18 protein-coding genes and 1 pseudogene are annotated in these 13,785 nt (G+C 69.8%); 9 read left to right on the top strand and 10 right to left on the bottom strand.

Translation table 11 applies throughout. The features are described 5' to 3' along the window. Positions 1–16 precede the first annotated feature (16 nt). Positions 17–325 carry a hypothetical protein gene (locus tag ABR737_RS03180; protein WP_350248652.1) on the top strand — a complete coding sequence of 103 codons (309 nt, stop codon included), beginning with the start codon at positions 17–19 and terminating at the stop codon, positions 323–325. 131 nt (positions 326–456) lie between these two features. After that, the gene (locus ABR737_RS03175; RefSeq protein WP_350248651.1) at positions 457–705 is read left to right on the top strand and encodes a hypothetical protein; all 249 of its coding nucleotides are present in this window, start codon (positions 457–459) and stop codon (positions 703–705) included. Between the two features lie 98 nt (positions 706–803). Here the strand turns inward: ABR737_RS03175 and ABR737_RS03170 are convergent, their stop codons facing one another. Then, positions 804–3,416 carry an MXAN_6230/SCO0854 family RING domain-containing protein gene (locus tag ABR737_RS03170; protein WP_350248650.1) on the bottom strand — a complete coding sequence of 871 codons (2,613 nt, stop codon included), beginning with the start codon at positions 3,414–3,416 and terminating at the stop codon, positions 804–806. Positions 3,417–4,079: 663 nt separating this feature from the next. On the opposite strand from ABR737_RS03170, the gene ABR737_RS03165 reads away from it, so the two are divergent. Then, the gene (locus ABR737_RS03165; RefSeq protein ID WP_350248649.1) at positions 4,080–4,469 is read left to right on the top strand and encodes a hypothetical protein; all 390 of its coding nucleotides are present in this window, start codon (positions 4,080–4,082) and stop codon (positions 4,467–4,469) included. Between the two features lie 35 nt (positions 4,470–4,504). Further along, entirely contained in the window at positions 4,505–4,819 is a 315-nt protein-coding gene (locus ABR737_RS03160; RefSeq protein ID WP_350248648.1) for a hypothetical protein, read from the top strand. Between the two features lie 53 nt (positions 4,820–4,872). Here the strand turns inward: ABR737_RS03160 and ABR737_RS03155 are convergent, their stop codons facing one another. The 3 genes from ABR737_RS03155 to ABR737_RS03145 are packed head-to-tail and all read right to left on the bottom strand — an operon-like array spanning position 4,873 to position 5,990. After that, positions 4,873–5,274: a hypothetical protein gene (locus tag ABR737_RS03155; RefSeq protein WP_350248647.1), complete on the bottom strand. Its 402-nt coding sequence runs from the start codon at positions 5,272–5,274 to the stop codon at positions 4,873–4,875. Positions 5,275–5,278: 4 nt separating this feature from the next. Next, positions 5,279–5,623: a hypothetical protein gene (locus ABR737_RS03150; RefSeq protein ID WP_350248646.1), complete on the bottom strand. Its 345-nt coding sequence runs from the start codon at positions 5,621–5,623 to the stop codon at positions 5,279–5,281. 55 nt (positions 5,624–5,678) lie between these two features. After that, positions 5,679–5,990: a hypothetical protein gene (locus tag ABR737_RS03145; RefSeq protein ID WP_350248645.1), complete on the bottom strand. Its 312-nt coding sequence runs from the start codon at positions 5,988–5,990 to the stop codon at positions 5,679–5,681. A 144-nt stretch (positions 5,991–6,134) separates the two neighbouring features. On the opposite strand from ABR737_RS03145, the gene ABR737_RS03140 reads away from it, so the two are divergent. Further along, positions 6,135–6,722 carry a hypothetical protein gene (locus ABR737_RS03140; RefSeq protein WP_350248644.1) on the top strand — a complete coding sequence of 196 codons (588 nt, stop codon included), beginning with the start codon at positions 6,135–6,137 and terminating at the stop codon, positions 6,720–6,722. A gap of 53 nt (positions 6,723–6,775) precedes the next feature. Here the strand turns inward: ABR737_RS03140 and ABR737_RS03135 are convergent, their stop codons facing one another. The 3 genes and pseudogenes from ABR737_RS03135 to ABR737_RS03125 all read right to left on the bottom strand — a co-directional run bounded on the left by ABR737_RS03135 (position 6,776) and on the right by ABR737_RS03125 (position 8,322). Continuing rightward, positions 6,776–6,871 (bottom strand): hypothetical protein, encoded by a 96-nt coding sequence (locus ABR737_RS03135; protein ID WP_350248643.1) that lies wholly within the window; start codon positions 6,869–6,871, stop codon positions 6,776–6,778. A 109-nt stretch (positions 6,872–6,980) separates the two neighbouring features. Further along, a pseudogene (locus ABR737_RS03130) lies at positions 6,981–7,082 on the bottom strand (DUF6087 family protein); the annotation flags it as partial. 109 nt (positions 7,083–7,191) lie between these two features. After that, complete coding sequence (locus ABR737_RS03125; RefSeq protein WP_350248642.1) at positions 7,192–8,322, bottom strand: hypothetical protein; 1,131 nt, start codon at positions 8,320–8,322, stop codon at positions 7,192–7,194. A 338-nt stretch (positions 8,323–8,660) separates the two neighbouring features. Between ABR737_RS03125 and ABR737_RS03120 the strand changes: the two genes are divergently transcribed. From ABR737_RS03120 to ABR737_RS03110, 3 genes are all read left to right on the top strand, one after another. Further along, the gene (locus tag ABR737_RS03120; RefSeq protein WP_350248641.1) at positions 8,661–9,197 is read left to right on the top strand and encodes a hypothetical protein; all 537 of its coding nucleotides are present in this window, start codon (positions 8,661–8,663) and stop codon (positions 9,195–9,197) included. 76 nt (positions 9,198–9,273) lie between these two features. Continuing rightward, positions 9,274–9,915 (top strand): 2'-5' RNA ligase family protein, encoded by a 642-nt coding sequence (locus tag ABR737_RS03115; protein ID WP_350248640.1) that lies wholly within the window; start codon positions 9,274–9,276, stop codon positions 9,913–9,915. After that, positions 9,912–10,745: an endonuclease/exonuclease/phosphatase family protein gene (locus tag ABR737_RS03110; RefSeq protein WP_350248639.1), complete on the top strand. Its 834-nt coding sequence runs from the start codon at positions 9,912–9,914 to the stop codon at positions 10,743–10,745. The genes ABR737_RS03115 and ABR737_RS03110 overlap by 4 nt, the downstream gene beginning before the upstream one ends. Positions 10,746–10,758: 13 nt before the next feature. On the opposite strand, the gene ABR737_RS03105 is transcribed toward ABR737_RS03110, so the two are convergent. Continuing rightward, positions 10,759–11,286 (bottom strand): hypothetical protein, encoded by a 528-nt coding sequence (locus tag ABR737_RS03105; protein ID WP_350248638.1) that lies wholly within the window; start codon positions 11,284–11,286, stop codon positions 10,759–10,761. A gap of 641 nt (positions 11,287–11,927) precedes the next feature. On the opposite strand from ABR737_RS03105, the gene ABR737_RS03100 reads away from it, so the two are divergent. After that, the gene (locus ABR737_RS03100) at positions 11,928–12,608 is read left to right on the top strand and encodes a hypothetical protein (protein WP_350248637.1); all 681 of its coding nucleotides are present in this window, start codon (positions 11,928–11,930) and stop codon (positions 12,606–12,608) included. A gap of 91 nt (positions 12,609–12,699) precedes the next feature. Here ABR737_RS03100 and ABR737_RS03095 read toward each other — a convergent pair whose 3' ends face one another. After that, positions 12,700–13,113, bottom strand: a complete 414-nt coding sequence (locus tag ABR737_RS03095) for a hypothetical protein (RefSeq protein ID WP_350248636.1) — start codon at positions 13,111–13,113, stop codon at positions 12,700–12,702. A gap of 67 nt (positions 13,114–13,180) precedes the next feature. Next, positions 13,181–13,783 carry a helix-turn-helix domain-containing protein gene (locus tag ABR737_RS03090; RefSeq protein ID WP_350248635.1) on the bottom strand — a complete coding sequence of 201 codons (603 nt, stop codon included), beginning with the start codon at positions 13,781–13,783 and terminating at the stop codon, positions 13,181–13,183. Positions 13,784–13,785: the final 2 nt, after the last annotated feature.

The raw sequence follows: 13,785 nt of genomic DNA, 5'->3' as shown, positions 1-13,785 counted from the left end.
TTGAAGGAGACCGCCCGTGGTGATCGCTGTCCTCGACGTGTTGCTGACCGTTCTGTTGCCGCTGGTGATGGGCGCAGCGATCACCTACACCAACCCGAGCGGCGCCTTGTTCCTGCGCGCGTCGGCGGAAAGCCCCCTCGTGCGGCGTGAGTTGCACCCGCTCCGTGTGCTGCCTCTGCTGCTGCCCGTGGCGTGGCAGCCGATAGCAGGCACGTATCTGCTCGTGGAGCGGCTTTTCGGGGTGTTGGTAGTCGGCGCCACCGGGATGGCTCTGGGCCGCATCATCCGCGCGGTGTCCACCCGCCTGCTGCGGAGCGAGAGTTGACCGCCACAGCCGCCCATCGCCACGCGGCGGAGTCGACTGCCGACCGCGGCGATCCCCCGGCCGGCCGGGCGGATGAGTCGGATCGTTCTGCGGCTGCGGCCGGCCGCCGGGATCGGCCGGGGCGGGCCTTGATGGTCATCTGGGGCGGCCTGGTTGCCGCCTTGCTCGTGTGCGTCGCGGTCCAGCGGGTTGCCCCGCATCTGGTCGCCGCGACCGCCGACGGCACGGTGCCCGTCCTCCTCGCACCGGCCTTGGCGCTGCTCCTCGTGCTGGGCCAGTTGGTCGGCCTGGCCGGGGTGTGCTTCTACGGCTGGCACGCGCTGTTCACCACGCCGGTCTGCATCGCCGTCGCGATCCGCCACCGGCGCGAGCCCCGGTGACCCCAGGGTCTCAACGACCAGGTACGTGAGAAGGCCCTTGTGGCGGCACGCATTCGTGTGCCGCCCCAAGGGCCTGTGTGCTGGCGCGGGGTTGACGCCTACTGCGGGGGCAGCGTGGCGACGAGATCGGAAGCGTCCAGCAGGCGCACGTTCCGGGCATCAAGACCTGCCGGGTAGAGCGCGTACGCCTCACCGCCGTCGGCCAGGGCCAGGTCTCCGCGCACCAGGTAGGCGAGGTGTACGTCGGTGGCGTCCAGGTCGAGGGCGTCGTCGGCGTTCGGGGTGCCGATGCGGGTGGCGAAGGTCTCGCTGGTCTCCTGCGGGCGGCGCCGGTAGGTGGTGGTGGAGCCGTCCAGGTGGCGGACGACGACGGTGCGGGCACGGCCTGCCGCCTGCCAGGTGGCCAGTTCGCCAAGTCCGACGCGGGCGCCGGAGGTGAACAGGCCGGTCAGGCCCTCGCCGAGGGTGGCGAGGTCATTCGCGTGCCGGTGGACGGCATGGTTGGTGCCGGTGACGCCCTTGACGACGTCGAGCCACCGCATGGTCCGCCCCTTCACGTCGATCAGCAGGGGAACGCTCGCGCGGGACTGGCCGGTCAGGTCGAAGCGCTGCTCGACCTGGCGCGGGTCGAAGACCTCTCCGGTGTTGCCTTCCTCGTCACGGGCCATGAATCCTGCGAAGGCGTCGGCGAGGTCGTCGAAGGCGACGTTGTTGAACGAGAAGACCACGGCCACCAGGTAGCGGACGCCTGCGGCGGCCAGCTGGTCCAGGTCGAGGTCGACGAACTCGCTGGCGCCCTGCGGCGCCGGGGCACTGGTCAGGTCGCCTGAGTGCACGGCGGCCGTCCCCGCGAAGCGGAGCCGGGTGTAGTCGCAGGTGCCGACGTGCTCCCAGGAGTCGTTGAACATCGCCGCCGACAGGTCCAGGTCGGTGCGGCCGGAGGCGGTGCTCTCCATCCAGTGGAGGAAGAGGCGGACCGTGCGGCCGTCGGGCAGGGGCAGCTCGCTGCCGCGCGGCAGGGTGACCAGGGCGCGCGAGGCGGTCCGCTCGGCGAACGGGACCATCAGTCCGTCCAGCCCCGCGTCGAGAACTGCGGTGTCCACCGGGGGGAGATGGCCCACGCGGCGCAGGATCTCACCGGTCAGGATGGCCACGGCCCGGTCGACGACCGTGCCCGCCAGCGGAGCCCGCTGGTCCGCGACGATGTGGGCCTTCGCGTTGCCGCCCTTGGGGAAGAAGACCCGCTCGGCACCCTTGCGGGTCCGGGTGCGGATCTCGCCGAGCGCCGAAAGGATCACTCCCGGGGCGACCCGGGGAACCGCCTGCTCCAGTGCGTCCAGGACACGCGCAGCGTGGTCGCTGCCCGCCAGGCGCAGCATGTGGTCGAGGCGGCGCAGCAGCTCGCCGGGACGCTGCGCCAGCAGCGGCAGGGCGCGGCGTACGTCGGCTTCGGCGAGGGCCGTCTCGACCTGGGTGGACCAGAGCGCGAGGGCGACCTTCGGCCGGTTGGTGCTGGCGGTCGGCACGCGGCGCGCCGTCGTCCGCAGGGTGTGGGAGAGGGCGTCGTCGGTGAGCGTGGTCTTGCGCAGCGCGGCGAAGGTGAGGGCCGCGTTCGGGTAGCGGGTGGCGTGCTCGAAGGGGTGCAGGCGCTCTGCCAGGTGCTTCCATGCCTGCTCGTGGCGGCGCATGTCCTCCGCGGCCAGGGTCACGTCGAGGCCGTCGAGGGCCTGCAGCATGGCGCGGCGCAGCGGGCGCGAGAGGGCGGTGAAGCGGGTCGGGGTGAGGAGTCCGGCGTCGCCGCCGGAGCGGACGGCCGCGAGGCGCAGCACGTCGGTGGCCGTGGTGATGCGGGAGATGACGGCCGGGAGTACGACCTGGTGGTGGTCCGGCTCGTCGAGGAGCCAGGCCAGGACGAGGGCCTTGGTCGTGCGGCCGGGGATGGACTCCGGGAGCCACGCGAGGTCGCTGCGGTCGCCGGCCGCGTCGAGGAGGGTCGACAGGTCGTCGGTGTCCTGCGGGCTGAGCGCGCCGGTGCGCGCCAGCAGTCCAGTCAGTTCGGTCTTGGCGTCCGCGGTGCGGTCCGTGAGGGCGCCCCCGTAGGTGAGGACCCGCAGCCGGTCGGGCAGCGCGCGCCGGGTGCCGGCGGTGGGCCGGTGGTCCTGCGGGCGCAGGAACGGGTCGTCTACGTCGATGCGGCGGTGGCAGATCGGGCAGGCCGAGAAGTCGGCGCCGTCGAAGCAGGACGTGCAGACCAGGTGGGCGCACGGGGCGACCGGGTGCACGGTGTCGTTCGATCCGCACAGCACGCACGGCTGCTCGGCCTTCTGGAGGAGCACGGTAAGTACCCGGTCGACGTAGAAGGCGAGGGTGTCGGCCGGGGTGCTGTCCGGGAAGCGACGGAAGAGCGGCGTGTGGTCGCGGTCCGCGCCGAGGGCCGCGTCGATGTCGGCCAGCAGGTCGCGCCCGGCGGTGACGAGCTGGTCTTCGGTGCGGCCGGTGAGGTTCTGGCGCAGGTCTGCCGACATGAGGAAGCCGCGCTCGATGAGGTCGGCTTCCAGCAGGCTGATGCCGGCGAGGGAGTCGACGGTCGCCGTCGAGGCGTGCGCCGCGGGCGACGGGGAGTTGAGGTAGACGGATCCACGACGGGAAAGGAGCACTGCGGGCAGGCCGCGGCGGGCTCCGGTGGTGGTCGTGATGGTCGTGGTCGTCATTGCCGTCCTCCCCCTGCCCCGGCGCTCGCCGGGCCTGCAGGGCCCTGTCGTGCAGGGCATCGTCTTCATGAGCCGCAGCGTTCGGGCCCGTGTCCGTCCCGGTGGGAGGAAGGGCCCTGAGAACCGCTCGGCGTCGCCGAAAGTTTCAACCTGTTCTTGGTCAACGGGCGTAAGCCGGGCGCCGGTTGCTCGTGCATCGGGCGGGCGGCGGGCTGAAGCTCTCGGATGCGGGGCGGGAAGTGATCGCGCTGAGTCTTTTCCAAAGAGAGAGAAGGAAGCACGTATCGGAGCCGCCCCGCAGCCGGGACACTACCAATCGCAAGATTGCCGCTGCACGGGGTTTTCACGGCCGGAGAGGTACCGAACCCCTCCCGCTCCAGGTGGACAGCCGTCCCGCAGAGTTACGGGTCGGCCGTCGCGGGCCGGAGCAACCGCTTCAACGAGCATCACAGTACCCTCATCAGGGGTACTCGTCAAGTTTCCAGGGTCACACGCGAACTCGCGAAACCGCCGCCCTCCGTGAGACCCTTTTAATTTGACACATAGCCACCATGCGCGTACATTAGACGTGTTGATTCGGTCCCGTTTCCGACCAGGAAGGCTCCCGTGACTGCCGCTCCCCGCCCCTCCAGTGACCGCCCTTTCGTCTCTGGTCCTGTTCCCGTGGAGCTCCTGCCGTTCCTCCCGGAGGACTTCCACGACGGGGGTGACGCCGACGACTGGCTGGTCCACCTTGCGCCCTGGGGATGGACCGGTATCCGGGACTGGGGCACGGAAGGCTGGGACCTGGGCAACTGGCCGTACCAGGCGGTTGCCCTCTACGACTCGCCCTTCGAGCTGTGCTACGCCTTCGCCGTCTACACGGAGGGCGACGTGAGCGTCGAGGCCTGGGCCACCCGCGAGGAGCGTGACGCCTCGGTCGATGTCCTCGCCCTGCACTACTGGAGCGACACCGAGCGCGGTCCTGCCGATGCGCCCGATCCCAACACCCCGCCCAGCGAGATTCCGGCGCGGTTCCGCGGCCGGTTCGAGCCCGCCGACACGGAGGAATGAGCCCTCTGCCCCGAGAGAACTGGAGCTGCATGCCCTTGACCGACGGCCTTAGCGACACCGAGCGCACGACCGAAGAACTGGCTGCCGTCATGGGCAGCGGCAACGTCATCGAGGTGCACTTCGCCCACCTGCTCACCTTCTGCGTCTCCCTCAGCGGCGTGGACGTGTTCGTCCGCCACTCACTGACCGGCGACCAGATCGCCGACCTGGCCGCAGGCTTCGGTGACGGTGAGGTGCGGGTCACGATGCCGCCTGCGGTCCACGCCAGCGGCCCGATGAGGGTCGATCCCGGTGAGGCGGCCCTGCTGAGCCGGGCTCTCGAAGCCCGCGCCATGCTTCTGGGCAGCTAGCGCGAGGACTCGGCTCCCCCCATCGCGCCCTGCTTCCGCCGAGGGTCCGGGCGTCAGCCGTCGGCAGCCTGGCGGTCCTGTCCCTGAGCCATGGTGATCTCCGTGTGCTTCGCCCGGATCGAGAGCGGCAGGCCCGCGGCCTTCCGGGCTCTGCGATAGGTCAGCGCCCACCCCATGTGCTGCCGCGGCCCGCCGTCCGCATCCTTCTCGATCCGCCACCACAGCCAGCCGAACGGATGCGTGCGGCCCTCCGCGAAGGGGCCCATGAAGGCGTATGCCGGAAGACTGCTCACGTCCGTCAGCGCCTTAGCGACCATCGGGACGCTGCCGAGCCTGACCAGGTCCTGCCGGGTCTGCGATCGAGCATGGTTCGCGGCGCCCCGGTACATCCCGATGAGGAACCAGCCGACGACGACCACGACGATGGCCAGGAGCACCAGCCACCCTGTGCCCATACAGCTACGCCGCGCTGCGGACGAGAGACCGGACCGCGCTCAGCGCCTCCTGCCCTTCAGGGAGGGCAGCGATCGACGGCAGGTCCTGCGCCGCCGCCGTGTTCATGAGCAGCGTCGTCAGCCGGCCCGTCATCTTGTTCAGCTGCCGGGGGCCGCGCTCGTTGTAGAGCTGGTCGAACATCGTGACGATCGCTTCGCGGTCGATCACCGGGCCGTCCGCGCCGGCCAGCTTGAGCAGGGCCCGCCTGTCGAAGCGGTTCGGCTTCCACTCGCCGCTGGCAAGGTCCGTGCTCAAGTCCTCGGCCCGCGCTTGCAGGTCGCGCATGCCGTCCCGCCCCAAAGAGAACATGACCCGATCCTGACACGCGGCAGAGCGATCCGGAACGCGGACAGGAGAAGGGGGGCTATATGCCCGCGATGTACGGGGTCAGGTCGAGGGTGGCGGGTTTGTGCTCCCCGATTTCGCGGAGGAGCTGCGTGAGGTCCTGAACCATGCCCTTCACGTCGTCCGTCCACGTGGTGTCCGGCGCTTCCAGGATGTCCGCAGTCGCGTTGAAGAGGGGCGTCAGGCTGCTCTCCTCCGGGAGATAGAGGACGACTGCGGCGCCGAGAGCGTGGACCGGGCCGTTGTCGGTGATGTTCAGCAGACCGTCGTGGGCGGCGGCGAACTCGGCTGGGCTCGGAGCCCACTCGCCGGCTTCCAGTGTTCGCTTCAACGCCGCGAATTCTGAACGAACTTCAGTGATCGACATGGCGCAGAAGCGTACGGTCCGTCCGCCTCCCGCGACAGGTCTGGCTCGTCGGAGTGGTTGGCGCGAAACGACTTCCCGCATCTGGGGGGGCGCGCCAGACTCGGTGGCATGACGGCAACCATGATCGTGCCCGGCCTGACCATCACGAACGAGAGGTTCGAGGCGGCCTCCGCCGGAGTCGAGAGCCACATGCCGGCGCTCGCGCCACTCACCTGGGAACAGTTCGTCAGCCCGAGCGGCTGGACCCTCGTCCCCGACGACAGGGGCGACGCCTACAAGGCCGAGCTGGTCCTGCGCCGGACGGGAGAGAGCACCGTGAAGATCAACCTGTGGCGCCTGCCCGACCGGCGAGGCGGCGATCAGGCACGCCCCCACGATCACCCCTGGGCTTTCCGCTCGCACGTGCTCCTGGGCGGCTACGACGAAGACCGCTATGCCCCGCAGGGCGGGCGCGTCGTGCCCGCCCTGGGGGTCAGCCACACAAGCGGCACGGTGAACGATCTGCCTCTCGCCGTGTACCACGAGGTCACCGAGGTACATGAGCCGGACCGCACGCTCACCTTGATGGTCTGCGGAGCCGGGAGCACCGGCCAGTGGGGCTACCTGGACACCGACACCGGTGAACACGTCGCGATGAGTCCCGACCCGGACTTCGTCAACCGGCTGCGCGCCCTCAACCCGCACAAGAGTTACTGAGGCCCGCGGGCGTCAGCGATTCTCGGGGCGACCGGCTGCTGCGCATGGTCGCGCTACCGGTCCCGTTCCTCCGCGATGCTCGGCTTCCGGTGCCGGCCGCGGCCCTTGCCCAAGGCCGGGCGGCCCCACTCGACGGGCTTCTCCTCCACGGGAGGCGGCGGGTAGAGGACGGCCTTCGCCGCGGCCAGGTCCTCGACCCCCGATCGACTCCCAGTTGCTCCCGTTCCACTCCTGGATCACGCGGGGCACATCTGTCTCGACGTGCTGCCCGCGGCGCGAGCCCTGTGCGAGCGGGATCGCCCGGAGGTTGCCCTTCGACGCCTTCTGGCGTTCCTCGCGGTGCCGCGCCCATTCCTCCAAGGGTCCTGGTCATCGTGCATCGGACGATCGTGGCGTTCCCGCCTCATCGGACGCCACCCTTGGCCCGGGGTGATCGGGGGCCGGGCTGCGGCCCCCGATCGCCGCCGTTTCAGAAGCGGATGCGGTCGCGGTAGAACGGCGCGAGGACCCGGTGCAGCCCGTTCTCGCCCGCGTGACCTGCGCGTAGGGAGCTGTCGTCCAGGTCCCCGTACAACGGCTCCTTGTGGACGTAGTCCAGGGTGCGCCAGCGCACCATGACGGGATCGTCGGCGTCATCCAACGCGTGCCCCAGCGCCCCGAGTCGGCTGCGAATCTCCTCGTGCAACCGGGGGCTTCTGCTGACCTGGAACTGGTCGCCGGCCAGCTCCTCCAGGTCCTGGAGAGAGATGTCGGCCGCGGCGACGGAGCGTTCACGGGCCAGCAGGTAGAGGCTGACCGCCAGAGCGCCCGCAGCCTCGACGTTGTCGAATCCGTCGTCGAGAGTGGAGTGGGAGGGGCGGAACTTCTCGTCGCCGAACACAGGCGCCAGCAAAGTGCGTGCCCTCCGCCACGCCTCGGCCCACGGGCTGTTGCCCTCGCGCTCCGCCTGAGCGACCAGCTCGTCCAGGCGGGTGCGGACCGTCAGGATCGCGGAGTTACCCAAGGGCAGTTCTGCGAGGTGATCCCACCGGTAGTACCCGAGGTCGAGGTCCTGGTGCATGTAGACGGCGTGCACGCGGTCGATGCTGATCTTGACGCGGTCCGGTCGGATCTCGCGGAGGCGGCGATTGAAGCGAGCGTCATGGACATCGCCGGTGCGGTAGTAGGTGAGTGTGGAGTGCGGCCACTCACGGTCCGGAGCAGTTCGTGGACTGATGCCGTCCACGGTGGAGACTGCTTCGCGGACTTTGGTAGTCACGGCCGTGAGCGGTGGCTCCGGGTGCATTGCGACGGTTACGGCGCTCGGGCCGGGCCACACGGGGCCCAGCTCGGCGTCCACGCTTCCGCCGTAGTCGGCCAGCTTCGTGCGGACCCGCTCAACCGCGCGCTCCACCTGGTCTCGTGTCAGGTCGTGATGGATGCCGAGTACGGTCCAGTGCAGCCACTCGGCGGGCACGGTCCCGACCTGGTCGCCGTACTCGGCCAGCAGATCGTGGTGCGCCCGGGTGTACTCCACGTACGCCGGGTCATCCAGTCTGGCCACGAAGTGCAGATACGGGCCCTGCGCCCACGTCCTCTTCGGAGAGAAAAAGCTCTCCATACCCCCACCTTCCAACTGCGGAATCACGCCCTGTGCTCCCGCACGCTACCGAAATCACTCACCGCCCACGGACGCGAAAGCACGGCCCACAACGGCATTTAAGCCAAGGGCCTGCATACCCCCGCAGCCCGGCCCGTATCCCGCCGTTCAGGGGCCGCGGTGGCGCAGGCCGGAAAGGCTGGTGTCCCTGTTTCTTTCCTGGACAGGAGTGGGAACGATGGTCACGGACACCGGGAACGCTACGAGGGGGACCGATGAGCAAGGCAGCGGGAAGCGTGCTGGCGGCGTGGAGGTTGGAGACTCGCGTCTCGTCCCCTTCAGAGCACCTTCGCGTCCACGTGACACCCCGCGACCTGTCGGCCGCGGAAGGGGAGAACGGTCCTGCTCTGCATCTGATGGCGCCGTCGAACGCCGCGCCGGGGACCAAGGAGAGCGCATCCGTCCTCGTGGTGGACGCCACCAACGCTCCGTCGCCCAACGGCGCATTCGACATCCTCGAGGACGCGGTGCGTGCGTACCCCGGGGTCTTGGTTGTCGGTGCTGTAACGGGCAGCCACAGCGCGCTGGTGTGGGTACGCGTACAACCGCCGTCGGTGTGGCAGCCCGTCGGGTACACCGTGCACGTACATGCGAAGGGCGGACCGTCGGAGTTCTACGCGTCGGCCCTCTACGGCTGGATGCGCTGGTGGCTGGAAAACCTCGACCGGAGCGCGCTGCCCGACGGGTTTCCGCCCAGCGTGCTGCTGCCACGCCCTCCGGAGATGGTGGAAATCGTGACGCCGGAGACGTCGGCGCGGCTCTCGATCCGCCACGCTGAACGCGCTTCCGACCGGCCCTTCGAGATCCACGACCCGGAGGACCCGCTGTACCGGTAACGAGCTGGGGGCGAGTTCCAGCCAGGTAGACGAAGGTCCTGCCTCGGCGGTTCGACCGGTCGTAGCGTTCCACACCATGAAGCCGTTCGAGTTCAAGGCCGGTGCACAGCCGTGGCAAGCCGGCACGCTCCTCCACTGGTACGTCGAGGTCGACTGGACGGACCCAAGGCACCAGGCACTCAGCGACCTGGTCATGGAGTCCAACCAGCGTCTCCTGGACGCCGATTTCCCGATCACCCCAGTGGAGTTGAAGTGGCTCCACATCACCGTCGACCAGATCAGCGTCCCGGCCGACGAGATCACCCCGGAGCAGCGGGACAAGCTCGTCGGGGAGGTGTCCGCGCGGCTCGGCGGCATCGAGCCGTTCACCGTCACCGTGGGGTCGCTGCTCTCGTACCACAGCGGAGTCATCGCGGACCTCGCGCCGGACGAGGACCTGGCTGCCCTGCACACGGCCGCCCGCGCGGGCACACGGGCCGCGCTCGGCGACGAGGCATGCCGCTACCAGTGGGGCCTGCAGCACCTGACGACCGCCTACGCCCATTCCGAGGCCGACTCCGACGCGGCCCAGCGCATCCTGCGCCGTGTCCGCCCCAGCCACGCTCCGCTGCACATCAGCACGGTCCATCTCGTCGACGTCACCGCGCAGACGGACACGGCGTCGAAGACCGTGACATGGAATCGCCTCGCCACGATTGCACTGGGAGAGTCGGAATGACCGCGATCAGAGTCGCCACGTTCAACACCTTGTTCGGCGGCCACGACGACTTCGGCCTCGGCAGCGGCGACCGCTGGCACAGGCAGATCCCGTTCCTCAAAAGCCTTGAGGCGGACGTCCTGGCACTGCAGGAGTGCAACTTCTGGGATCTCCTCGGGAACCGGCGCATGTACCAGACCTTGAATGCCCTCGGCATGGGCAGCGCCCATCTCGCGTACGCCAACGAGACCACGAGCGGTCACCGCTTCCACACCGTGATCATGCTGAGCCGGCGCGTCCAGCTCGCCGCACAGGGCGCGGACCGGGACCGGTACCACCACGTCATGGGCTGGGCGAACCTGGTCGTGCCGGGCCTGGAAGGGCTGCTGGAACTGCGCAATCTGCACTTGGACCCGTTCGACCCGCGCAATCGTGCGCGGGAGGTGTCGCCGCTGGGCGTACTCGCCGCCCCCGGCCGCCGGTCGCTCGTGCTCGGCGACATCAACGCCATCGGCCTCGGCTACCCGGAACCTGACTGGACACAGCTTCCGGCACACGCCCAGAACGGCCAACTCCGGCTGCCCCGCGAGGGAGACGTCTCCGATCGGGACGCGACCGAACTCCTGGGACGCGCCGGATTCCTGGACGCGAGCCACCCATCCGAGCAGGGAACGGCCCCGACCGCCGCGTTCGGAGAGGGGGACGTGCCCCGGCGCCAGGACCTCATCCTCATGAGCCCCGCCCTCGCGCCGGCCCTCGTCGACTACCAGGTGCACCTGGAGCCGATCGACAAGGAGCTATCCGACCACGGCGCCGTCAGCGCCACCTTCGAGCTGAGCCGCCTCACCTGAGTCCGCCGGACGGTCAGGCCACGCTGCCCTGAAGGTAGTGGTGCGTGAAACGGTGATGCACCCACCGCGCTCCCGCGTCCAGCAAAGAGCCGCCGGGCGTTTGCTCGAAGGCCGGAAGATCCATACCGCTCGCGGTATGCGTCACCGGCTCGTGGTAGACGGTCAGCCAACGAACCAGGCCCGACAACTTCGAGTCGTCGCCCAGGTCATGATGGCGGTCGGCCAGGCCCGCTCGAATGGTGTCCTCGAGCGACGGCGCGTCCTCATCGGCTCGACGCGGGGTAAGCGCGCCCACGATGTCCTCCACCGGCACGCGCTCGGGCTCACAGTCGAGCGGGCCCGCGTACAGGAGCAGCGCGATCGTGGGGAGCGCGAAGGTGAACGGTCCGCCGGTGTCGTGCTTGGGCCAGACCGGCTCCAGCAGAGTGGCCGAGCGGCGCAGCGACTCGGACCAACGGGTGTTCCGCCAGTCGGTGTTGCTCTCCGCCACACGGAAGGCCATCCGGCCCGCCGACCACCACAGATTTCGCATGTCAGCCATGCCGCCAACCTACGGGTTGCGCACTGCCATGTCCGGCGGACCGCATGATCTCCGGTGGTAGCCGGCCCCAGGCCCTGCGGCCCCAGCGGTGGTCGCTTGGAGCCCGCGCCATGCTCCTGGGGAGCTAGCGCCAGGACTCGGCCCCGCTCCCGCGCGGACAGCGCACAGCGGCCTCTCGTCGCCCATCTGCGCAGGTGGGCGGGCTCATCCCCGGCGGCGTGACAGTGCACGTGACACCCGGCGTGACACCGGTGTCGTGACAGCGGTGTGGGACCGGTGGTCTCGGAAGGCGAGCCGCCAACGGCGGCGCCCCTGATGTGCTCCGCTGCTGGGTCGGCTTCGCGGCGGGCTTTGTCCGGTGACCGGGGGTGCTGGTCCGGGCTCCAGCCACGGCGGAAGGCCCGGTGCCGTGTGCCCGAATCTGCGGCGCCACGACAACACGAGAAGCGGCACCGCGTCGCGCGTCCTCGCTGTAGCCGTGGACGGAGCCGCGTGTGTCCGACGGTGTCCGGCGCTGTCCTGGCGGACACCCTCGGACGCTTCCGGACAGCTTCGCGCGTGCCGGTGACGCCGCCGGTTTGCTGCGCGACTAGCCTGACCAACCGTCCTTTGCATAGTGCGAGGTTGGTGGGTGAGCGTGAGTGGCGCAGGCAACGACGGCGGCGACGGCGTGGGTGATCGCGGGGACTCGGAGCCGGATGACGGCCGCCGTCGACATGGAGAAGCGGCGCCGCCTCATCGTGTCGTCGCACTCGTCCTGGCAGACGCGGGGCCTATCCCGCGAGGATGCCGCCGCAGTGCGTGACCGCTGGCGGCTGGAGGTGGAACGCCTGCGCGGATCGGCCCAGTTGCTGGACACCATCGACGCCCTGGCGGCCTGCGGCATCGGGCAGGAGCTAGCAGAGCGAGGGTGGGACAAAGCGGCCAAGGAGTGGCCAGAGGTGCCTTCGGAGGCGCGGTCTCTCGGTGGCCGGTGGCCGGGATCTCGCACCGGCGGGTTCCCAGAGAGCATCCCGCTGCGTCTGCCGAGCGAGCTCGCCGAGCAGGTGCTGGCCGCGTGCTGGCACACCTCGGTCGAGTCCATCCGGAAGATCCGGAAGTGGCGTGACATGTACCCGGACCTGGTCCCGTCTGCAGCTGCTCCCTCCGCAGATGAGCTGGAGGGCTTGCCGGACCCGTTGGCGGAGTACGAGCAGCTCGCGGCGAAGGTCACCACCGTCGGAGTCATCTATCGGGCCGGGATCAGGCGGGGCATCGCGGCGGCGGAGTTGCTTGCCGCGACGCGCTTCCCGAAGTTCGACGCCGGGGACGATCCGTGCTGACGGTGCTCCGGTCAGCGTGGCAGCGCATACCGCGACGGTCCCGCCGGCCGGCGCGGGCGGGCGGCTCGGGGCGGTGCACGTCGGCCGGCGTCTAGAAGAGGACGTTGTCGTCCGTCTGCGGGACGGCTCGCTCGGTGGTGGGCGGACGGTAGTAGATCTCCACCCAGCCGCTGCGCCGGTAGACCGTCATCTCGTCGCACTGCGGACAGCGCACCGCGTAGTGGGTCTTGCACCAGTACGGATCGTGCTGCGCCTGGGCCCACTGGGACGGCTGGCCGGGGCTCGACCTCTTGACGCGGACCGTGGTGGGTTCGGGCGTGTACCAGGTCTTGCCGAAGGCGGTCGACAACGGCCCGGCGAAGGCGCAGGTGGGACAGCGGGGGTCGATGTGCGAGGCGGCGATGGCGGGCTCCCACCGGTCCCAGCGGATCTCGCTGGCGTCCTGGTCGTGGTCCGGCAGTGCGGGAAGGACGCGCGCCGGTTCCGGCTCGTCCGATATCACCATGCCGTCCAGTGTGCCCGGACGCACCGACAACGGCCGCGGACGGCGGCCCGCAGGGCGGCCGGCTCGCTCACTCGGCGTTTCGGCTGGAGCCGGTCATCAGGGGCACGTTGAAGACGAGAGAACCCGCGTCGTACCCGAAGTCCCCGGGGCCGAAGTTGCCCGCTGCGCCACCGTTGAAATACGCGGCGATCCCTTCCTGGATGACGTCGTCGACCTGGCTTTCGTTCTCCGCCAGCGCCAGGGCGGCAAGTTGCCGGCCGCTGAGGCTGATGGAGATGTCCCGCGGCCTCACCGCGTCTGAGCCGCGGACAGTGAAGTTGTTCACCCGTGGCACCAGGACGTCGCCCCGGTGCTGTTCTGCCTGCTGGGCACGCCGCTCCCGCCCGCGCTTGGTTGTCTGCGCGGCCGTGGCGTCGCGGAGGAGCCGCGCGGCGTTCGCGCCTTGAGGCGTGCGGCTGCCGTCGAGCCACCGCCGGATGGTGCGCGGCGACATGTTGTAGGCGGCGGCCATCGCCGCTGTCTGGCCTCCGTAGAGCCGCTCAAGGACGTGCTCGGTCTGGGTGGTGGTGCGTACAGGTGCGTGCTTGGACGTGTAGAAGAGCTGGTTGACCCGGGAGTACATCTCGGTCAGCTCGGTCTGCTTGGCGACCTCTGCTTGGTTCCTTCTCACAA

It is taken from the genome of Streptomyces sp. Edi2 (assembly GCF_040253635.1).
Lineage (GTDB): Bacteria > Actinomycetota > Actinomycetes > Streptomycetales > Streptomycetaceae > Streptomyces.
Note: the sequence above shows the minus strand (reverse complement) of the source record. Positions and strands in the feature narration are given on the sequence as shown.

What these genes read in the sequence shown, in the direction of transcription:
- ABR737_RS03105 (WP_350248638.1), bottom strand. Translation starts at nt 11,286, where the DNA reads ATGGCTGACATGCGAAATCTGTGGTGGTCGGCGGGCCGGATGGCCTTC.
- ABR737_RS03115 (WP_350248640.1), top strand. Translation starts at nt 9,274, where the DNA reads ATGAAGCCGTTCGAGTTCAAGGCCGGTGCACAGCCGTGGCAAGCCGGC.
- ABR737_RS03150 (WP_350248646.1), bottom strand. Translation starts at nt 5,623, where the DNA reads ATGTTCTCTTTGGGGCGGGACGGCATGCGCGACCTGCAAGCGCGGGCC.
- ABR737_RS03140 (WP_350248644.1), top strand. Translation starts at nt 6,135, where the DNA reads ATGACGGCAACCATGATCGTGCCCGGCCTGACCATCACGAACGAGAGG.
- ABR737_RS03155 (WP_350248647.1), bottom strand. Translation starts at nt 5,274, where the DNA reads ATGGGCACAGGGTGGCTGGTGCTCCTGGCCATCGTCGTGGTCGTCGTC.
- ABR737_RS03170 (WP_350248650.1), bottom strand. Translation starts at nt 3,416, where the DNA reads ATGACGACCACGACCATCACGACCACCACCGGAGCCCGCCGCGGCCTG.
- ABR737_RS03110 (WP_350248639.1), top strand. Translation starts at nt 9,912, where the DNA reads ATGACCGCGATCAGAGTCGCCACGTTCAACACCTTGTTCGGCGGCCAC.
- ABR737_RS03175 (WP_350248651.1), top strand. Translation starts at nt 457, where the DNA reads ATGGTCATCTGGGGCGGCCTGGTTGCCGCCTTGCTCGTGTGCGTCGCG.
- ABR737_RS03125 (WP_350248642.1), bottom strand. Translation starts at nt 8,322, where the DNA reads ATGGAGAGCTTTTTCTCTCCGAAGAGGACGTGGGCGCAGGGCCCGTAT.
- ABR737_RS03095 (WP_350248636.1), bottom strand. Translation starts at nt 13,113, where the DNA reads ATGGTGATATCGGACGAGCCGGAACCGGCGCGCGTCCTTCCCGCACTG.